Here is an 18,139-nt window from a genome sequence, read left to right as displayed (position 1 = left end):
TTTTACTGATAAAAAGGGCGCTTCGGCGTCCTTTTTTATAAACCTTGACTCCATAAGGGTAAGCGATGAAAACCAAATTAATGTTGTTGGCAGCAGCGGTTGTATTGAGTGGCTGTAATTCAATGGACAATACTCCGAATCCGAGTCCTGAACAGGAAAAGGCGGCACAGCTGGCTTATGAGGATTTGCGTGACGGGAAATATGAGGAATTTCTGGATCAGTTAGAACCGCAGTTGCAAACCCAGTTTAAGGATAATGAAAAGCTGATGAAACGCTTTTCACGTTCAATTCCTCAAGGTGAATACAAGTCTAAGACTTTAATGACCAAAGAGATTGAAGAAGCAACCAATCAGCCTGGACAATATAAGGTCAGTTATGAAATTGCTTATCCGGAGAATCTGGTTCAGTATGATGTGAGTTTTGATAAGCCGAATGGTAGCAACAAGATTCGTAATTTCAATATTCAGGTCTTTGGTGAATCAAGTAAATAAGTGGAATAGGCGCATTGCTATAATGTTCTATCTGCTTTGATGACTAGGAATTAAACGTCGATAAGCCAAGAAAAAGCACATGCTGCCGATCATTCCAAGATAGAGCAGTTTAGGTAAGACCAGTGCGGTAGGTACACCCATTTGATTGAGTTGAATAAACATCTGCACAATTTGGGTGGAAGGCAGGATTTCGCCAACGACTTGCATCCAGATAGGCATGGCTGCATGCGGCCAGGCCGCACCAGATAAAAAGAACAGTGGAATAGAAGTGAATACAATGACATGCCCCGCACGTTCCGGCAGATCCAGAAAACTGGCAAATAGGCAGGTCATGCCAATTATCGTGTAGATAAAAACTGGCACTGCAAGTAGCATCCCGAGCAGGTTGCCACCGCGCGGATAATCAAATAGCCAGAAGCTAAAGCCGAATAAATAGAAACATCCCAGACAGCCAATGGTGAAGACCGCTAAACACATCCCAGTCAATGCATTTACGTTTAATTCTATTTTTCTTTCCCGATATACCAAAATCAGCATACTCAAACCCAAAAGAATGGTTTGGTGGATAATTAAGGGTGCAACCGCAGGAAAGACATAACTGCCATAGCCGGACAGTGGATTAAATAAAGGAATTTGATGTACAGAAAGAGCAGGTGAAAAATCCGAGACCTCGCCAAAGCGTTCAGTATAATCTGCCAACGTTTGCTCAACCGATGTGGCTAAGCCCAGACCAATTTGTTTGGTCACTAAAAAGTTGGCTGTACTTAAATACAGGCCAATGCCACCTGTTTCACCATGCCTTAAGCTTTGCGATAAATTGTCCGGCAGCAGTAAAATACCATCGGCTTTTTGTGATTCCACCCATTGTTTGGCTTCGGAAAAATTGCCGGTAATCGCCTCAATTTCCACATTGGGGCTTTGTGCCACCTGACCAATAATACGGGTGCTTAAGTTACTTTGTTCTTCATCGACAATAATAATCGGTAAGGCTTCAGCCTGCTGCGCCTGATAAGCGGTTGGATAAAAAAAGCTGTAAAATAAGACGGATAGAATCAGCGTGGTAAAGATCGTGCCGTGACTGACAATATCCTTGAAGCTTTGCAGATAGTAAAACCAGAGGGATTTCATTGGACTGCTCCTTTAGCTATTTTTTTAAGAAACAGATAAGCCAGCAGAGCGTAGACTAGGGCATAGATCAGCAGCATTAATCCAGCTTGCAGTGAAATATGCAATGGACTACCAATCACCCATTGTTCAGTTTGTAATTTGGCATAGGGCGTAAACGGAATAATATTGGACCAAAACTGGGTGAATAGGGGCGCATTATTTAAAGGTAAAGTCACACCGGCAAAACTTAAAGATGAACCACCATAGACCGCAATGATGCCAAAAGATTTACTTAAATCTTTGGTTGCCAGAACCACTGCACTGCTTAAAAATGCATAAGCGCTATATAGCAGAAATTGTGCCGATAGAATCAGAGCGAGCGAGCCGGCAACAAACCAGCCGCGAATTTCAATCAGCCAGAACATCCAGATCCAGGTCCATAGACTAAAAATAGCCACATAGACCAGGTTCTTAGACAGTAATGCCATCCAGATGGATGAGTTGCTGACCCAGCTTGTTAAGGTCTGCCGCTTCAGTTCCTGACCGACGGAAAATGCCACACAACAACACAGCAGTAAATGCAGAATTGCCGGAATGACATAGAGTTCCAGATAGAATTCATAATTCAGCTGCGGATTATACAGCGGCGATATTTTGATATGCGGTGACGGTGCTTCGAGAGAAGGCAGCCGGTTGCCCAGATATTGCTGTCCGCTAAATTCAGCCAGTGCTTGCAGGGTACTGACCAGCATGGCAGAGGAAATGGTATTTCCGATACTGAAATAACTCTGGTTAAAGGCAATACTGATGTCAGCATCCCGGGCACGAACCAGACGTTGCTCGGCACCGCTGGGAATATGGATATAACCCCAAATTTTATTTTGATTTAACAGGCGCTCAATTTCAGCTGTTTGTTCCGACACCGTAGCAATTTTAAGAGTATGATTCAGCGCCACATGCTGATAAATGCTTTGACTCAGCGCACTCTGGTCTTGATCAATAATCGCAATCGGTAAATGATCCGGTTTCCCTTGAGCAAACATGCTGCTGAATAAAATAATCACCAGTGCAGGTGCCAGCGTGACCAGACACAGATCCCATTTTTCTCGGAGCAGATAGCGCAGTTCGCGCCATATACCCGTCCACATTATCGGGTCTCTTTCAGTTTAAATAACACGCTCATCCCGACTTTCAGTTCAGAAATCGCTGGTGTGGGTACAAGATGCAGCTTAAAACTGCGCACATCATAACCGCCGGTTTGACGTGTGGTCTTAATGGTGGCAAATTCACCTTCAGCACTGATCTGTCTAATTTGAAAAGTGGCGGTTTTATCTAGGGCGGGAATATAACCTTCAATACTGCTCATTTTCTGAAATGGGGCATATTGGTCTTCACGAATATTCAGGCTCACCCACATTTGATCTTCAATCAGGCTGACCACAGGGACTGCGGTGGCTACCAGCTCCGAGACTTTGCCATAGGTTTTAGACACCGTTCCGTTTACAGGTGCTACTAATTGGGTTTCTGCCTCTAAAGCATTGGCTTCATCCAGCGCAGCCTGGGCAATATCTACTTGTGCATCGGCAGAACTCTTTTGCTGCGAAGTGCTGCCACGTTTGGCACGTGCGTATTGCTGATACGCCGCTTCAGTCATTTGCGCCGCTGATTGACTGGCTGCAAATAATTCATCACGGCGCTGGCGTGAGATCACACCTTCCTTAAATAAATTTGCACCACGCTCATAAGAAACTTTGGCTAAATTTTGCTGTGCTTTCAGCGATTGCCAGTTGGCATACAGGCTGGCGATATTTTCTTCCTGCGAGCCACGTTCAGCAGTCGATTGTAAGGCCAGCGCAGATTGCAAAGCCGCTACGGCTTGCTGTTTTTTTGCCTGAATCTCCGGGCTGTTTAAGCGCACCAGCACATCGCCTTTTTTGACCTGCTGACCTTCTTCTACATAGATTTCTTCAATGCGGCTCGGCACTTTGGTGGCCACCTGGACCGTTTCAGCTTCTACACGACCCTGCAATTCCAGCGGAGCCGGTTGATAGCTTTTCCATAATCCAAAAGCGATGACTGCCAGTAGAATAGGAATCAGGGCGAGCAATAAATATTTTTTCTTTTTGGAGATTTCAGGAGCTTGTTCATGCTCGGTCGAAGTCGTCGCGTTGTTTTCTATTTCAGTTTTTGTTTCTACCTGTTGCGCAGGCGATTTTTCTGTATCGCTGGATGAAGCCGCTTCATTCACAGGATCATTAGGTTTTTGATCTTCGTTCATGTTCGGCTCCATTAGCGAATATAGTGAGTGTTGGTATGTTGGATGTAGTTCGGAAATTCTGCAATCGAGCCATGGCTTTGTAATAGTGTGGCCAGTGACATCACATATTTGTAAGCATTCAAGGCAGTTTCGGCTCGTAGTCCGCTCAGCATATTTTGTGCATCGATGACCTGTATGGCGGTGCCCATATCTTCTTTAAAGGACAATTCTTGGATGCGTAAATTTTCCTGTGCGGCTTTCAAGTTTTGTGCCAGAAGCGCATCACTTTGCTGTGCACTGAGGGCTTCGCTATAAGATTTATAAATCAGATTTTCAATTTCCTGCTGGGTGCGTGCAGTGAGCAGTTCTGTGGCAGAGCGTTTGAGTTCGGCAGCCTGAATATTTTTGTTTTTATCGATCCCGGAAAACAGGTTATAGCGTGCGGCAACCCCGACAATCCAGTTTTCATTTTGATCCAGACTATATTCACCAAAAGCAAAAACATTCGGTTTTTTTGCCGCTTGCTGGGCTTTGACATTGGCTTGGGCCAATTGGGTATCCAGCTGCATTTTTTGAATCAACGCAGAGTTCTGACTAAAAGTTTTTAGCAGATGATTTAAGGCCTGTGGCTCGGTTTTATTGACAAATAAAGGCGTCGAAAGTTCGGTGATGCTACTTTCCTGAAGCAGATTATTCAGCTGGAACAGCGCAGCATTCAAATTGGCTTGTGTGTTTTGCTGGCTGCGTTCGGCATTATTACGTGCCACTTCAAATTGCATGCGCTGGCCTTTACTGATAAAACCTTGCTGTTCCATCTTTAAGGCGTTGCGATAATGCTGCTGCATGGCATTCAAGTTAAACAGTGCTGCTGCATGCAGTTGCTTTTGGAGCTGTACATTAAAATAACTTTGAATCAGTTCAAAACGCTGCGTGTCTTGCTGCTGTTTGTTGCTGAGCTGACTACGACCGACCTGAATATTGGCGATTTCTTTAGCGTTGCTTGTCAGTCCACCGGTATAAAGCGGCATCATGACTGAAACCGTCGGGCGAATGACCTGATCATCCAGCACGACATGCGAACTATCAGGAATTAAGCCAACTCCATTTTGAATAGGTTGTCTTAAACTATTTTTTAGCGGGTCAGCCAGATCACCTAAGTTCAGTTCATCAATTCTATTATTGACACCATTCGTTAAGGATTGCTCTAAATTATTTTTTAATGCGCCCAAAGGTAGATCGAGTTCATTATGAAAGGCATACGCACGAACATTCAGATCGACTCTCGGCAGACCTATACCTTTCACCGCTTCAGCTTCAAGTTTTGAGGCCTGTTCCAGACTTTGATAGGCTTGGCTGCTATAAGAATTTTGCAACAACTGACGTTCAGCGTCCTGAAAGCTGATGCTCTGCGCATGAGCAAAGCTGCCATACATCATCGATGCAAGCAGATTTAAACTCCAGACAAGCTGTCTTTTATTTTTCTTTAAGTTCATAAAGTCGCTAAACTGATTTAAAGCCGGTGATGTTATCCGGCCAGTATAAATCAAAGGTTCGCAGATAGAACTAGTGTAAAGTTATAGTATTGTTTCTTTTACATCTGTATTTCAAATACTTATCGGCTGTTTTTAATGGAATATCTAGAATCAAAAAATGGCTTAATCTTGAATATTTTCAATTGTTAGTTTAAAGATGATAAAAACAGCAGGCTAAAATACTGGTCAATTTATCTTGTGAATCTACATTGATTTTTTGACTCTATCTTGACTCATAGATTGAAATAATTTTGTGCAAGACCCTGCCAGATATGGTTAAATGCCATCATTTTATTGTGTTTCACTCTGAAAGGAAAAATCATGCGCGCGTACAACTTCTGTGCTGGTCCTGCTGCATTACCGACTGCCGTACTTGAAAAAGCTCAAGCTGAAATGCTTGACTGGCATGGCAAAGGTCTTTCGATCATGGAAATGAGCCACCGTAGTTCCGACTATGTTGCCATGGCTGAAAAAGCGGAAGCAGACCTGCGCAAACTCATGAATATTCCTGAGAACTACAAAGTATTGTTCTTGCAGGGTGGGGCATCACTACAGTTCTCGGCAATTCCATTGAACTTGCTTGGCAAAAACAACAAAGCAGACTATATCGATACCGGCATCTGGTCTGAAAAAGCTTTGAAAGAAGCGCAACGTTATGGCGATATCAATGTTGTAAAAGCGGGTATCCAAATTGATGGTAAATATGCGATCAGTGCACAAAGCGAATGGAACCTGTCTGCTGATGCAGCTTATGTGCATTATGCCGATAATGAAACCATTGGCGGTCTGCAATTTGCTTCAATTCCTGAAACAAACAAGCCATTAGTTTGCGATTATTCATCTAGTATTTTATCTGCACCCTTAGACGTCTCTAAATTTGGTTTGATCTATGCGGGCGCGCAAAAGAATATCGGGCCTGCTGGTTTAACGCTGGTGATCATTCGTGAAGATTTACTTGATCAAGCCAAACCTGAAATTCCAAGCATCTTGAAATATTCAGATCAAGCGAAAAATGGCTCAATGGTCAACACACCATCAACTTATGCATGGTACTTATCTGGCTTAGTATTTGAGTGGTTGCTGGAAAATGGCGGTGTAGATGCCATGCACAAAGTGAACCTTGAGAAAGCTAACTTACTTTATGGTTATATCGATCAAAGCGATTTTTATGCGAATCCGATTGCAAAAGCAAACCGTTCGATCATGAACGTACCATTTACTTTGGCCAATGCTGATCTTGAGAAACAGTTCCTGAAAGAAGCTGAAGCGCAGCATTTATTAAATCTTGCTGGTCACCGTTCGGTTGGCGGTATGCGCGCAAGTATTTATAATGCCGTGCCTTTAGAGGGCGTGCAGGCATTAGTGAACTTTATGGATGACTTTGCCAAACGCAATGGTTAATTCCTGAAACGAAAAAACCCAGCACAAGCTGGGTTTTTTATGAATACAATAATTTTAGAAAATAAAAGTATGCAGGATGAATCCGCAGATCAGCATCCCCAACATGAAAAAAAGGCAGGACATCATATCAATATTATAGCGGGAGCTAAGATGATGCTCGACCTGTTGTAATGTTTCTTCTTGCACGATTTTCATAGATATTTATTGTCCGATCTATTTATCGTTAATACTAATTTGTTGTGAGTATTTTTATCATAAAAAATTGATTAAATAAAGTACATTTTTAATTAAAGAGCATAAATTTTCATTTTATTTAAATATCAGATTTGCACGACATCAGATTATTTATATGAGAAATCAAATGCTTATTTTTACAAGGTTTTTGAGGTCATTCTAAATATTTAAAATGAATTCATTTGAATTTAAAAATGTGGATAACTTGGTTTTTAATGACTTTAAATAGATTATTAAGCCAGAAAATATGTATAAAAAATAATCAAAAATTAAAATGACAAATAAGGATATAGATGGATTAAAAGAAGATACCCATCAAAATGAATATCTTCTTTTTCTGTTTGAACTTAGGCCGCTTTTCTATAAATATTGGCCTGAATCCACAAGTTGCCACGAATATACTGGCCAATCTGGAAGTCTCTGTACTGGTCATTCCGCGTTGCAATCCGGATCAAGGTCGCAGGCTGGCCTTCATCATGAATGAGGGTGACATCATACAGGGTATAGTCCTGACCCATAAACTGCATAGTCGTTTTACCGACAATATTGCCCTGGAACCAGGCTTCATCTTCCTGACCCATGGTTTCGCCGTATAGATAAGCCACCATTTTAGAAAAATCTACGGTTACAGGTTCTTTATCTTCTTCGCACTGCGGCTGCCAGGCATCAATCTGTTCCTGCAAATTATCCGGTGCTACACCATTATTGGCAGCCAGAATATCATTCAAGGCACGGTGGTGCTTGATCGAAGCCGGATCATCAACCACCAGATGCTCATGATCTGCGACCGCTTCAAGTTCATAGGCCCAGCCATTCAGATTCACCACATAGGACTGGTCTTTTTCATAATGCGGATGATTGACGCTATACAGGTTATCGAAAGCGTAAATAATATTATTAGCACCCAGATTCAGGCGCAATACAGCCTGAGTATTGGATTTACAGCTAATAATCCGGTCAATCGTGGCTTTCACCTGATAAGGACTGTCAAAGCACGGAAATGCAGTTTTTACTGCTTGAGGTTTGTTGTTTTCGACGGCAATCACTTGACTCAACTGTACCGCAGCTTTGCTCGGTCCCTGAATCAGCCAGGTCTCTGCATCCATATCACATTCTTGTGTACAAAGGCCCATCGGCATGATTGGTTCATCAAGAGCTTTGCCTAACCACTGTGGAACATCTGTGCCAGGGTTGTCGGTGAGCAAGGTCCAATGTTCGACATGACTACCGAAATTTTGATCATCAATGGTGATGATCTCTGGGCTATTCTGATTTTTCATATGCACAATTGATCTTGGATGATGTATTTATAGTTAATCGAGGGTCATTGCGATTTTTCAAGTCAATCGAATGAATTTTAAAATTAAAATGCCAGTCAAATGAAGTCAATTTTTTTTCTCGCGTGAATCATGCCAGTTTTACCGGGCACATACTTTTTAAAATATTGATGACAGATGCAATGAAAATGGAGCGATTTAATCATCAACCTGATCACTGCAATTTGCTAGAATAACCATGATTTATACCTTAATGGGAAGCCCTGTGTTGCCATTCAAACTTTGGGTCGATGCCGATGCATTGCCCCGTATTCTGCGAGATGTGATTATTCGTGCTTCGGATCGCTATCAGCTAGAAGTCACTTTTGTTGCCAACCAACCAGTCGGAATAACTCCTTCGATCAGAATTAATTCAATTCAGGTGATGAGTGGGGCAGATGCTGCGGATAAAGAGATTATTCTGCGCATGAAAGAGCATGATATTGTCATGACCCAAGATATTCCCTTGGCTGCGGAAGTGATTGAAAAAGGCGGAATTGCGATTCATCCCCGTGGTGAAATTTATACTACGGCCAATGTCAAAGCGCGCTTACATCTGCGCGATTTTATGGACAGCCTACGCGGAGCGGGCGTGCAAACGGGCGGTCCGCCACCGATTTCAGAACGGGATAAACGCGAATTTTCCAGCGCACTCGATCAGACCATCCAAAAACAAAAACGTAAAACTTCCGCGCTTTAAGCCTTATTCAGAGTGACTCGCATGCCCACACAAACCAATATGATTGCCACCTATCTTTTATTGGTTTTTATCTGGGCGACGACACCGCTAGCTATTGTCTGGAGTGTGACGGATTTGCATCCGCTCTGGGCTTTGGCATTGCGTTTCTTTTTGGCTTTGCCTTTTGCATTTGCCTTGTTGTGGCTATTTAAAACCCGTTTTCCCTTAGATAAATTATCCATGCACAGTTACCTGGCTGGCGCATGCAGTTTTATCGGCTCACAGATTTTCACTTATCTGGCCACGGATTATCTGAGTTCAGGCATTATTGCCCTGATGTTCGGACTGGCGCCGATTATTACCGGTTTAATTGGCCGTTTTGTATTTCAGCTTAAGCTCTATCCTTCGCAGTGGGGTGGTATGGCGATTGCCTTGCTGGGTCTGGGCATTATCTGTGTGGGTGGCAAAGATCAACATATTCAGCCGATCGGGATAGGCCTGATGTTGCTCAGTGTTTTTATTTACTGCGTTTCGATGTTCTGGGTGAAAAAAGTCAATGCACCTTTAGAACCCATGGCGCAAGCGGCCGGTTCTATTGCCGTCTCAGCGGTCATGGCCTGTGCCATGTTACCGTTTATCTGGCAATTTGCACCGACCCAGATTCCGCAGGCTAAATCGCTGATTGGACTCAGTTATGCTGTAATCATGGCTTCCCTGATTGCGATGTTCTGTTATTTTAAACTGGTGCAGAAAATCAAGGCGACCACGTTGTCATTGACCACCGTATTGACGCCGATGCTGGCCTTATTTGTCGGGGTGATTCTGAATGATGAAAAATTATCGGGTGGGGCTGTCTTCGGTGTCGTTATCTTACTGGCTGGTTTGTTGTTATATTTTTCCAGAGAAATTAAAGCGAGCTATAACGCTCGCCTTTCATCACCCAGCAGCACTGACTAAAGCAGTAATTTAAACAAAGTGAGCCTTGACGCATTCACCCAGTTTGACACGGTCTTGGGGATGCATGGTAATAAAATATGCACCAGTCCGATATTTGCCATTTTCTTCTTCGCGACTGTAGGCCACCTGAGCGGTTGCTGCAATATGGAAGAAATTTTCCGGATGACTCAAAGTCACGTGCAGATAGGTGCCTTCAGCGATAGGGCGCTCATTAAAGAAACTAAAACCGGTTTCTGAAAAGTTCACTTGCTCTGGTACAGGTAACATGCTTTGTACAATTGCGTCATACAAAGAACCGGTAATAAGGTTTAACTTTTGATTAAATAAGGATAAGATTCGAGCAATTTGTTGATCTTTTTCAGATAATTGTTCTAATTCGTAGTTAACCGCATGATCAAATTGATCTAGTTCTGCAAGTAGTAGAAAATAGCGGGGCAAGACGAAGTTAGGATCGTAAGGATCATTCAAGGCAACATCATCGGAAATAATCTGATAATTAATTCGTAAGGCAGCATCGATTCGAGACATGACGCGTCTTTCCGTAAATCCGTTTGGATGCTGTACATTTTCCATAATTTATTACCTCGGACTAGATGGTTATGTTCAAACCAATCTCGCTGTATATAGGGTTGAAATATACTCGCGCACGGCGTAGTAACCACTTCATTTCTTTTATCGCGTTGGTCTCAATGATCGGCCTCACACTCGGTGTGGCAGTCCTCATTACAGTGTTGTCTGTGATGAATGGTTTTGACCGAGAGTTAAAGAATCGTGTCTTAGGAATGATACCCCAAGCAACTGTTTCCTCAACACAAATTTTAACAAATTGGCCGGAACTTGCAAAGCAAATTGAAGGGCATGAACATGTCCAGGGAGTCGCACCTTTTACTCAATTACAAGGCATGCTGACCGCACAGGGTCAGGTCGCCGGCATTATGGTCAGCGGGATCGAACCCGAGTATGAGAAAAAAGTTTCGATCATACAAAACCATATGGTTGAGGGCAGTATCGACAGCCTGAAAAAAGGTGAATTTGGTATTGTTTTGGGCAAGCAAATGACCGATGCCATGGGTGTGGGTTTAAATGACAATATTACTCTGGTTTTGCCAGAAGCCACCCCATCACCAGCTGGTGTCGTCCCGCGTTTCAAGCGTTTTAAAGTGGTGGGAATCTTCAGTATTGGTGCTGAAGTTGACTCGATGATGGGTTATATCGCTTTAAATGATGCCTCGACCTTGCTGCGTCTACCGGATGGTGCGCAGGGTGTGCGTATGAAGCTGGATGATATTTTCCTGGCACCACAAGTGTCTCAGGAAATTGTGCGTGATTTGCCGGGGAATTTCTATGCTTCGGACTGGACTTATACCCATGGTAATCTGTTCAGCGCGATTCAGATGGAAAAAGCCATGGTCAGCCTGCTTTTATTCCTGATCGTTCTAGTCGCGGCATTTAATATTGTGTCTTCACTGGTGATGGTGGTGACGGATAAAAAATCGGACATTGCCATTTTAAGGACTTTGGGGGCTTCACCTGCCACCATTACCAAAATCTTTATGGTGCAAGGTACCGTGATTGGGGTGATTGGAACTTGTGCAGGGGCCATCCTCGGGATTATTGCGGCAACCAGTATCAGTAGCTTTATTGGCTGGCTCAACAATACTTTAGGCCTGAATATGTTTGATGCCTATTTTATTAACTACTTACCTTCGTATCTGCGCTGGCAGGATGTCTTGGTGATTGTAGGCTTGTCACTGGCACTCAGTTTTGTCGCGACAATTTATCCGGCTTTACGTGCAGCAAAAATTCAACCGGCAGAGGCTTTGCGTTATGAGTAATCTGATTTTAGATGCCCAGAATATTCACAAATCCTTTACCGATGGCAAGGCCACTGTCGATGTGATTCGCGGCTTGTCGCTACAGGTAAAAGCAGGTGAGTTTGTTTCGATTGTAGGTTCAAGTGGTTCAGGCAAAAGTACCTTATTACATGTTTTGGGTGGATTGGATCGCCCGACGTCAGGTCAGGTCATGGTGAATGGCCGCCGTTTTGATACCTTGTCTGAAGCAGAACGCGGTTATGTGCGGAATGAGCATTTGGGCTTTGTTTATCAGTTTCATCACCTGTTGCCAGAATTTACGGCACTGGAAAATGTGGCCATGCCGCTGATGTTACGCGACAACATGAAGTTTAAGGAAGCCAAACAGCAGGCCGAATATTTGCTGGAACGTGTTGGTCTTTCGCATCGGCTGACTCACAAGCCGGGTGAATTATCCGGAGGTGAGCGTCAGCGTGTAGCTTTGGCGCGTGCAGTGGTCGGTAAACCTAAACTGATGATGGCCGATGAACCGACCGGAAATCTGGATCGTAAGACTGCAGCAAAGATTTTTGAACTGCTGACCGAATTGCAACGTGAGTTCAATATGGCGATGCTGATTGTGACGCATGATGAACAGCTAGCCCATGCAGCAGATCGGATTTTACATATGCAGGATGGTCTCTGGATTGAACCATAAATAACGAGAATATTCGCATTTGATTGAAGCTCACTCCGGTGGGCTTTATTATTGGGCAAAATAATAACAAGACAGAATAAGATTCAATGTTGCAGTGGCTATGTATTGGCTGGATTTTAGGCCTTGCCTGTATGGGGAAAAGTTTCCTGTCTGTTCAACTGAGCGGAACGGCAGTTTTGATCGTTGCGCTGTTGTGGTATCTGTGTTGCCATAAATTAAAGCTCATCTTGAATACACCACTGCGAAGCTTGTTGATCACTGGATCAAGCCTGCTTTTGGGACTATTTTTAGGTCACGCTTATGCCAATCTGCAATTGGCTGAACGTTTATCCAAGCGAGAGCACGAGGTCTCTGAAAAAGAAATCGTGGTGTATATCAAAGAGCTGAATAAACTGGGCGATCAGAATATCCAGCAAGCCCTGCATGTGCTTAACCCTGATGGCACTACAGTCAAATGGATGGGTTTTCTGCCAGTTTCAGATCCTGTCACATCCAGTTTGGTAAATGATGAAACCAAACAGCAGACTCTTGAACTGGGGCGATATTACTTACTTCAAGGCCAAATCCGACCTCACCACAGCTATGCCACGCCCGGTTCTTTTGATGCTGAAAAGTGGGCATTACAGCAAAATGTTATGGCCGGTTTCCGAATCAAGAGCATTCAGGAGTTGCAACTGCAACAACTCTATACGCTAGGTCATGCTCAACATTTCCGTCAGCAACAAAAGTTGAATCAGCGATTTTTGCTTTGGGTAGAACAACAGCGACTGGCCTTAAGAGAGTTTGTGGCCAGACAACCCTTACAGCAGAAAGGCTTGTTACTGGCTCTATTAAGTGGTGATGAAAGTCTCTTGGATCAAGCGACGGAACAGCAATTCCAGCGTTTTGGCATGAGTCATTTACTGGCGATTTCCGGACCGCATGTGCTGATCTTTGCTTTTATCGTCTGTGGCACCTTGCAATATCTGATTTCAAGGTACGCACCGCAGATTTATCTGAAATGGCCAAGGCAGTATTTTTTGAGTCTGCCTTTTTTGTTATGTGTATCACTGTATTGTGCCTTTGTCGGTTTTGAGATTCCGGCGCTACGCACTTTACTGATTTGTGTGATTGTAACTTTAACCTTGCTGCTCAGGCAAAGTGTGCAGCCATTAAAACTGCTGATTTTAAGTGCTGCCTTATTGTTGCTCTTTGATCCTTTTAGCATTTTGTCGGCCGCATTCTGGCTGTCTTATGGGGCCTGTTTTGTCTTGCTGCGGATCTATCAAACCATTCAGCAGCAACCGCATCAAACAGTACAAACAGCATTACAACGACTGTATTTTGCAATAAAAGTTTTGATGGAGTCGCAGTGGAAAATCTTTCTGGCCCTGTTTCCCTTAATGATGTTGTTTTTTAAGCAGGTGGCTTGGATTACCCCGCTAAGCAACCTGGTGGCTATCCCGTGGATTGGCCTGCTGATAGTTCCCGTAGATATTCTGGCGGCTTTATTATTTTTCATTTCTGAACCACTTTCGAGTCTGCTGTTTCAGCTCAATGATATTTTTATTCATATACTGCTGGCATTTTTGAATCTGCTTGATCGGCTGTTTGCACCGCAACTGATTCCTGTGGCCATGAATGTCTGGATGATTGCTCTATGTATTTTGGGCTTATTAATTGTCTTTTTGCCGCGTGGCTTAGTGCCCAAAAGCTGGACAGCACTTGCCTGTTTACCACTGTGCATTCCTCAACTTAATCAGCATGCATTTCAGCTGTCTGTTCTGGATGTCGGGCAGGGACAGGCCATCTTCATTCGGGAAGGGCAAAAGAGCATGATGATCGATATGGGCGGTTATTATAATGAAGAAAAATTCAGTATTGGTCGGCAAGTGATTATGCCATTTTTGTCTGTGCAAGGTGTTGGAGAACTGGATCAACTGATTTTGACCCATCTGGATCAGGACCATAGCGGTGCATATCACAGCATTAAAGATCAACTAAACATCCGACAAGTGTCATCCAATCAGATGCCTGAAACAGCTGCTTCTTCAAGCTTTCAGTTTTGTTATGCAGGACAGCAATGGCAATGGTCTGAGACGATTAACTTTAAAATTCTGGCACCTCGGCAGCAGCAGTTAAATACGCCAAACTTCAATAAAAATGACCGGTCGTGCGTGATATATCTGCAAGTTAAAAATGCCGGACCGTATCAAAACTTTTTACTGATGGGCGATGCGGGCTGGGAGACTGAATATCAACTGCTCCAAGACTATCCCGAACTTCAGGTCGATGTGCTGGTACTCGGCCATCATGGCAGTCAGCACAGTTCAGCCTATCAATTTTTAGAAGTTTTGCAGCCTAAACTGGCGATTGCCTCGGCTGGGAAATTTAACCGTTATGGCCACCCGAGCCAACTGACCCAGCAACGGTTGAAAGCACTTAATATTCCCTTATTGACCACAGCAGAACAGGGGAGTGTGCACTTCCAGCAACATGGCTCAAAACTGGTGCTTTCTGCCGAACGACATGAATGGCAGTGGTTGTATCGTCAGCCCTTAAGTGACTGATTCCAATATGGGCGAAACTTTATGTAGTTCTTGAGTTCTTAATGCATTTACTTTGCCCAAAGCTTGTTCATGCTCAAGTTTGTAGAGATTTCCCAAGTCTTGATGCGCATTAAAGCGTTTATAACTCCAATGATAATGTTCCGGATGGCGACGAATTAAATTTTCAATACTATTGATAATGACTTGTGTGCCTTGATTGGCATTGCCATTATAAATTTTTTCATCAACCGTTTCGATAAAAATATCGAATCCATCTTCAGTATTACGTAGAGCATATAAAAACAGGGCACGCGCTTTGGTCTTTTGAATCAGCTTGGCACTTAAATTACTGGTGGCCAAAGGCACGCCGAAATAGGGAATATATTCACCACCGATATTCGGGGTATGATCCGGAAGGATGACCGTAGTGCCACCTTGTTTTAAGGCTTTAAAAATCTGACGGACGCCAGATTCATCGGTCGGCACCAGATGCGCCTGTTCACGACTACGGGCGGCCCGTACAAATTGATCTGCAGCCTGATTTTTCACAGGTTTGTACATAATGGTCATTGAGGTGAACTGGGCAATATAGGCATTCATAATTTCCCAGGTACCAAAATGCGGCACGATTAACACGAGGCCTTTATTTTGTGCAATGGCATCATGAAGTAGATCTTCGCCAATAACGCGATGAACGCGTTTAAGATTTTTCTGATTGCTTGAGCCCCAAATAGTAAAGAACTCGAAATATGACATTAATTCATTGCGAACCGCAGCACGGTTAATCTGTTCACGTTCCTGATTAGACAGTTCTGAAAGACTGATTTCAAGGTTGAGACGAATGACTTCCGAAGTTTTAGTGACTTTAAAACTGTTCACAATAAAGGCCAGAATACGGGCCATCCAGCGAGAAACCGGAAGCGGTTGGCGGCTAATGTATTTGAGTAATCCGTAAGCTGAATTCCGTGAGCCCTGTTTCGTCATTGATTTCGTCTAAGTACAAAAAAAGAGAACAAAATTTATTATAGGCGAAAACGTTTTGTTTAGACAGAATTACCCGATTCAGTGTATATAATGGATTCAATATAAATCAATTTATTGGATTATTTATGTCCGATTGGCCACCAAAACCTGAAAATCAAATACAAAATACGCAACAGCCAGTTCAACCGACTGGTCCGGAATGGAAATTGCTTGAAAAAGCAGTTTTAGCTTCGGTAGAAGAACAGCGCCGTGCACGCCGTTGGGGAATTTTCTTTAAATTTCTGACTTTTGCTTATCTGCTTGTTGTCATTTTGGCATTAGGCAAAAGCTGTAGTTCAGTTTCTTCAGATGCTAGCGCTGCTGCGGGTTCGCATATCGCAGTCGTGGATATTGTGGGTACGATTGCAGCCGACAAGCAGAGCGTCAACAGTAGCAATACCATCAAATCATTGAAAAAAGCCTTTGAAAATAAACAAAGTAAAGCAGTGGTGCTGAATATCAACTCACCTGGCGGTTCACCGGTACAGTCCGATGAAATCTGGCAGGAAATTCAGTATCTGAAAAAACAGCATTCTGGGAAAAAATTGTATGCCGTGATTGGCGATACTGGGGCTTCAGGTGCTTATTATATTGCTTCAGCTGCGGACGAAATTATTGTCAATCCATCGAGCTTGGTCGGTTCAATTGGGGTGATCATGCCGAATTATGGCGTGACTAATCTATTGCAAAAATTAGGTGTTGAAGATCGCACTATGACCTCAGGCGAAAACAAAGCCTTACTGTCGATGACTCAGCCAGTTGATCCTGCGCAAAAAGCTCATGTACAGGGTGTGCTAGATAATGTGCATGGTCACTTTATTAATGCAGTGAAACAGGGACGTGGGGCTAAGTTGAAATCCAATGATCCTGCCATTTTCTCTGGCTTGTTCTGGACCGGTGATCAGGCGGTGAAATTAGGTATTGCGGATCGTATCGGTAGCTTAAATACCTTGAAACGTGAACTGAAAACTGAAAAAGCGTTGAATTACACCATTGAATATAGTCCATTTGAATCAGTCTTGGGTCGTATGGGGTCATCGATTGGGGATGGAATTGCTTCTTCGGTTGCACAGAAGCTTCAGTCAGAAAACAGCACGACACTGCAATGAAACCACTGATTCATTTCGCGCACGCCAATGGCGTGCCATCCAAAGTCTATAAAAAGCTGTTTGATGGATTGCAAGATGATTACGATATTATCTATGTGCCGCTTTTAGGGCCGGATAAGCGTTATCCGGTTGATAACCATTGGAAAAGCCTGACCCGGCAAGTGATCGACAGTATTGTACGCCAATCTCAAGGCCGACCCGTGATTGGTTTGGGACATTCGTTGGGCTCTGTATTAACGTTTCAGGCCGCTTTACAGCGCCCGGAACTGTTTTCACAAATGATCATGCTGGACCCGCCGATGATTATGGGCAAAGAAGCCTTTGCCTTGCATATTGCGAAAACTTTTCGCTTAAAAGCATTGGATAAAATGTCTCCGGCCGGTCTGTCCAAACGCCGTCGTGACCATTGGAATTCACGTGAACAAGCCGCTGAATTGCTGCGCCCTAAAGGTTTTTATCAGGATTTTGATGCAGATTGCTTCCAAGCTTATATTGACCATGCCTTGCAGGATGATCCCATCCGGGGTGGGGTAGAACTCACTATTCCTAAAATGGATGAGGTCGCAGTCTTTAGAACCAATCCGTCACTATGGTGGTTGCCTCAGGAAAAACCCAAAATTCCTGTGCATTTAGTTGTGGCTAAGAAAGGTCCATTTCTGGCTCGCAAGTTCCCGCAGCAAGTGCAAAAGAAATTTGGTATTCCTTTTACCGTGGTGGATGGTGGACATATGTTCCCATTGGAACAACCTGATCAAGTAGCTGGCTTGGTCAAACAGCTGATTCAGCAACAGTCTGCTTGAATTATGAATTATTGAATATATTGGAAATAAAAAAACGCATCCGAGGATGCGTTTTTTTATATCTAAATTTGGTGGTGTTTTAAAAAGTATGCTGACATTAAATGAAGCCATTATTGATGTAAAAGAAGGTTAAGTCGAAGGCTTTAAAATGGTTTTCAAGCTTTTTGGAGAAATTACAACTTCTTCTAAAACCA

The 18,139-nt window shown here is 43.4% G+C and carries 17 protein-coding genes and 1 pseudogene; 10 read left to right on the top strand and 8 right to left on the bottom strand.

The window, feature by feature from the left end; genetic code table 11:
• The first annotated feature begins 65 nt into the window (after positions 1–65).
• Entirely contained in the window at positions 66–491 is a 426-nt protein-coding gene (locus FTT86_RS13375) for a DUF3887 domain-containing protein (RefSeq protein WP_180086250.1), read from the top strand.
• A gap of 27 nt (positions 492–518) precedes the next feature.
• Here the strand turns inward: FTT86_RS13375 and FTT86_RS13370 are convergent, their stop codons facing one another.
• Genes FTT86_RS13370 through FTT86_RS13355 form a run of 4 tightly spaced genes read right to left on the bottom strand, consistent with a single transcriptional unit; the run spans position 519 to position 5,348 of the window.
• Positions 519–1,619, bottom strand: a complete 1,101-nt coding sequence (locus tag FTT86_RS13370) for an ABC transporter permease (protein ID WP_180181348.1) — start codon at positions 1,617–1,619, stop codon at positions 519–521.
• Positions 1,616–2,746, bottom strand: a complete 1,131-nt coding sequence (locus FTT86_RS13365) for an ABC transporter permease (protein ID WP_180181347.1) — start codon at positions 2,744–2,746, stop codon at positions 1,616–1,618. The genes FTT86_RS13370 and FTT86_RS13365 overlap by 4 nt, the downstream gene beginning before the upstream one ends.
• Entirely contained in the window at positions 2,746–3,876 is a 1,131-nt protein-coding gene (locus FTT86_RS13360; protein WP_180181346.1) for an HlyD family secretion protein, read from the bottom strand. Before FTT86_RS13360 ends, FTT86_RS13365 begins: the two co-directional genes overlap by 1 nt.
• Positions 3,877–3,887: 11 nt before the next feature.
• Positions 3,888–5,348: a TolC family protein gene (locus FTT86_RS13355; protein ID WP_180181345.1), complete on the bottom strand. Its 1,461-nt coding sequence runs from the start codon at positions 5,346–5,348 to the stop codon at positions 3,888–3,890.
• A 360-nt stretch (positions 5,349–5,708) separates the two neighbouring features.
• On the opposite strand from FTT86_RS13355, the gene serC reads away from it, so the two are divergent.
• On the top strand, positions 5,709–6,788 hold the full coding sequence (gene serC / locus FTT86_RS13350; RefSeq protein ID WP_180181344.1) for a 3-phosphoserine/phosphohydroxythreonine transaminase: 1,080 nt from the start codon (positions 5,709–5,711) through the stop codon (positions 6,786–6,788).
• A gap of 39 nt (positions 6,789–6,827) precedes the next feature.
• A complete protein-coding gene (locus FTT86_RS16170; protein WP_005103875.1) occupies positions 6,828–6,959 on the top strand; it encodes a hypothetical protein in 132 nt (43 codons plus the stop codon).
• A 410-nt stretch (positions 6,960–7,369) separates the two neighbouring features.
• Here the strand turns inward: FTT86_RS16170 and FTT86_RS13345 are convergent, their stop codons facing one another.
• Positions 7,370–8,302, bottom strand: coding sequence for a hypothetical protein (locus FTT86_RS13345; RefSeq protein ID WP_005247636.1), 933 nt, complete (start codon positions 8,300–8,302; stop codon positions 7,370–7,372).
• Between the two features lie 250 nt (positions 8,303–8,552).
• Between FTT86_RS13345 and FTT86_RS13340 the strand changes: the two genes are divergently transcribed.
• Together FTT86_RS13340 and FTT86_RS13335 are read left to right on the top strand one after the other, a co-directional pair.
• Positions 8,553–9,038 carry a YaiI/YqxD family protein gene (locus FTT86_RS13340; protein ID WP_171260766.1) on the top strand — a complete coding sequence of 162 codons (486 nt, stop codon included), beginning with the start codon at positions 8,553–8,555 and terminating at the stop codon, positions 9,036–9,038.
• 21 nt (positions 9,039–9,059) lie between these two features.
• On the top strand, positions 9,060–9,974 hold the full coding sequence (locus tag FTT86_RS13335) for a DMT family transporter (protein WP_180181343.1): 915 nt from the start codon (positions 9,060–9,062) through the stop codon (positions 9,972–9,974).
• A gap of 9 nt (positions 9,975–9,983) precedes the next feature.
• Here the strand turns inward: FTT86_RS13335 and FTT86_RS13330 are convergent, their stop codons facing one another.
• Positions 9,984–10,547 carry a PilZ domain-containing protein gene (locus tag FTT86_RS13330; RefSeq protein ID WP_004279140.1) on the bottom strand — a complete coding sequence of 188 codons (564 nt, stop codon included), beginning with the start codon at positions 10,545–10,547 and terminating at the stop codon, positions 9,984–9,986.
• 26 nt (positions 10,548–10,573) lie between these two features.
• On the opposite strand from FTT86_RS13330, the gene FTT86_RS13325 reads away from it, so the two are divergent.
• The 3 genes from FTT86_RS13325 to FTT86_RS13315 all read left to right on the top strand — a co-directional run bounded on the left by FTT86_RS13325 (position 10,574) and on the right by FTT86_RS13315 (position 15,034).
• Positions 10,574–11,809 carry a lipoprotein-releasing ABC transporter permease subunit gene (locus FTT86_RS13325; protein ID WP_004645695.1) on the top strand — a complete coding sequence of 412 codons (1,236 nt, stop codon included), beginning with the start codon at positions 10,574–10,576 and terminating at the stop codon, positions 11,807–11,809.
• Positions 11,802–12,485, top strand: a complete 684-nt coding sequence (lolD, locus tag FTT86_RS13320; protein ID WP_004645694.1) for a lipoprotein-releasing ABC transporter ATP-binding protein LolD — start codon at positions 11,802–11,804, stop codon at positions 12,483–12,485. Before FTT86_RS13325 ends, lolD begins: the two co-directional genes overlap by 8 nt.
• 86 nt (positions 12,486–12,571) lie before the next feature.
• Entirely contained in the window at positions 12,572–15,034 is a 2,463-nt protein-coding gene (locus FTT86_RS13315) for a DNA internalization-related competence protein ComEC/Rec2 (protein WP_180181342.1), read from the top strand.
• Here FTT86_RS13315 and FTT86_RS13310 read toward each other — a convergent pair.
• Positions 15,023–15,997: a lysophospholipid acyltransferase family protein gene (locus FTT86_RS13310; RefSeq protein ID WP_180181341.1), complete on the bottom strand. Its 975-nt coding sequence runs from the start codon at positions 15,995–15,997 to the stop codon at positions 15,023–15,025. The genes FTT86_RS13315 and FTT86_RS13310 overlap by 12 nt on opposite strands.
• Before the next feature lie 125 nt (positions 15,998–16,122).
• Here FTT86_RS13310 and sppA point away from each other — a divergent pair, with 125 nt between their 5' ends.
• Both sppA and FTT86_RS13300 read left to right on the top strand, forming a co-directional pair.
• A complete protein-coding gene (gene sppA, locus FTT86_RS13305) occupies positions 16,123–17,145 on the top strand; it encodes a signal peptide peptidase SppA (protein ID WP_180181340.1) in 1,023 nt (340 codons plus the stop codon).
• A complete protein-coding gene (locus FTT86_RS13300) occupies positions 17,142–17,945 on the top strand; it encodes an alpha/beta fold hydrolase (RefSeq protein ID WP_180181339.1) in 804 nt (267 codons plus the stop codon). Before sppA ends, FTT86_RS13300 begins: the two co-directional genes overlap by 4 nt.
• A 97-nt stretch (positions 17,946–18,042) precedes the next feature.
• Here the strand turns inward: FTT86_RS13300 and FTT86_RS13295 are convergent.
• Positions 18,043–18,139 (bottom strand): annotated as a pseudogene (locus FTT86_RS13295) (IS1 family transposase); the annotation flags it as partial.

It is taken from the genome of Acinetobacter sp. YH01021 (assembly GCF_013420255.1).
Classification (GTDB): domain Bacteria; phylum Pseudomonadota; class Gammaproteobacteria; order Pseudomonadales; family Moraxellaceae; genus Acinetobacter.
Note: the sequence above shows the minus strand (reverse complement) of the source record. Positions and strands in the feature narration are given on the sequence as shown.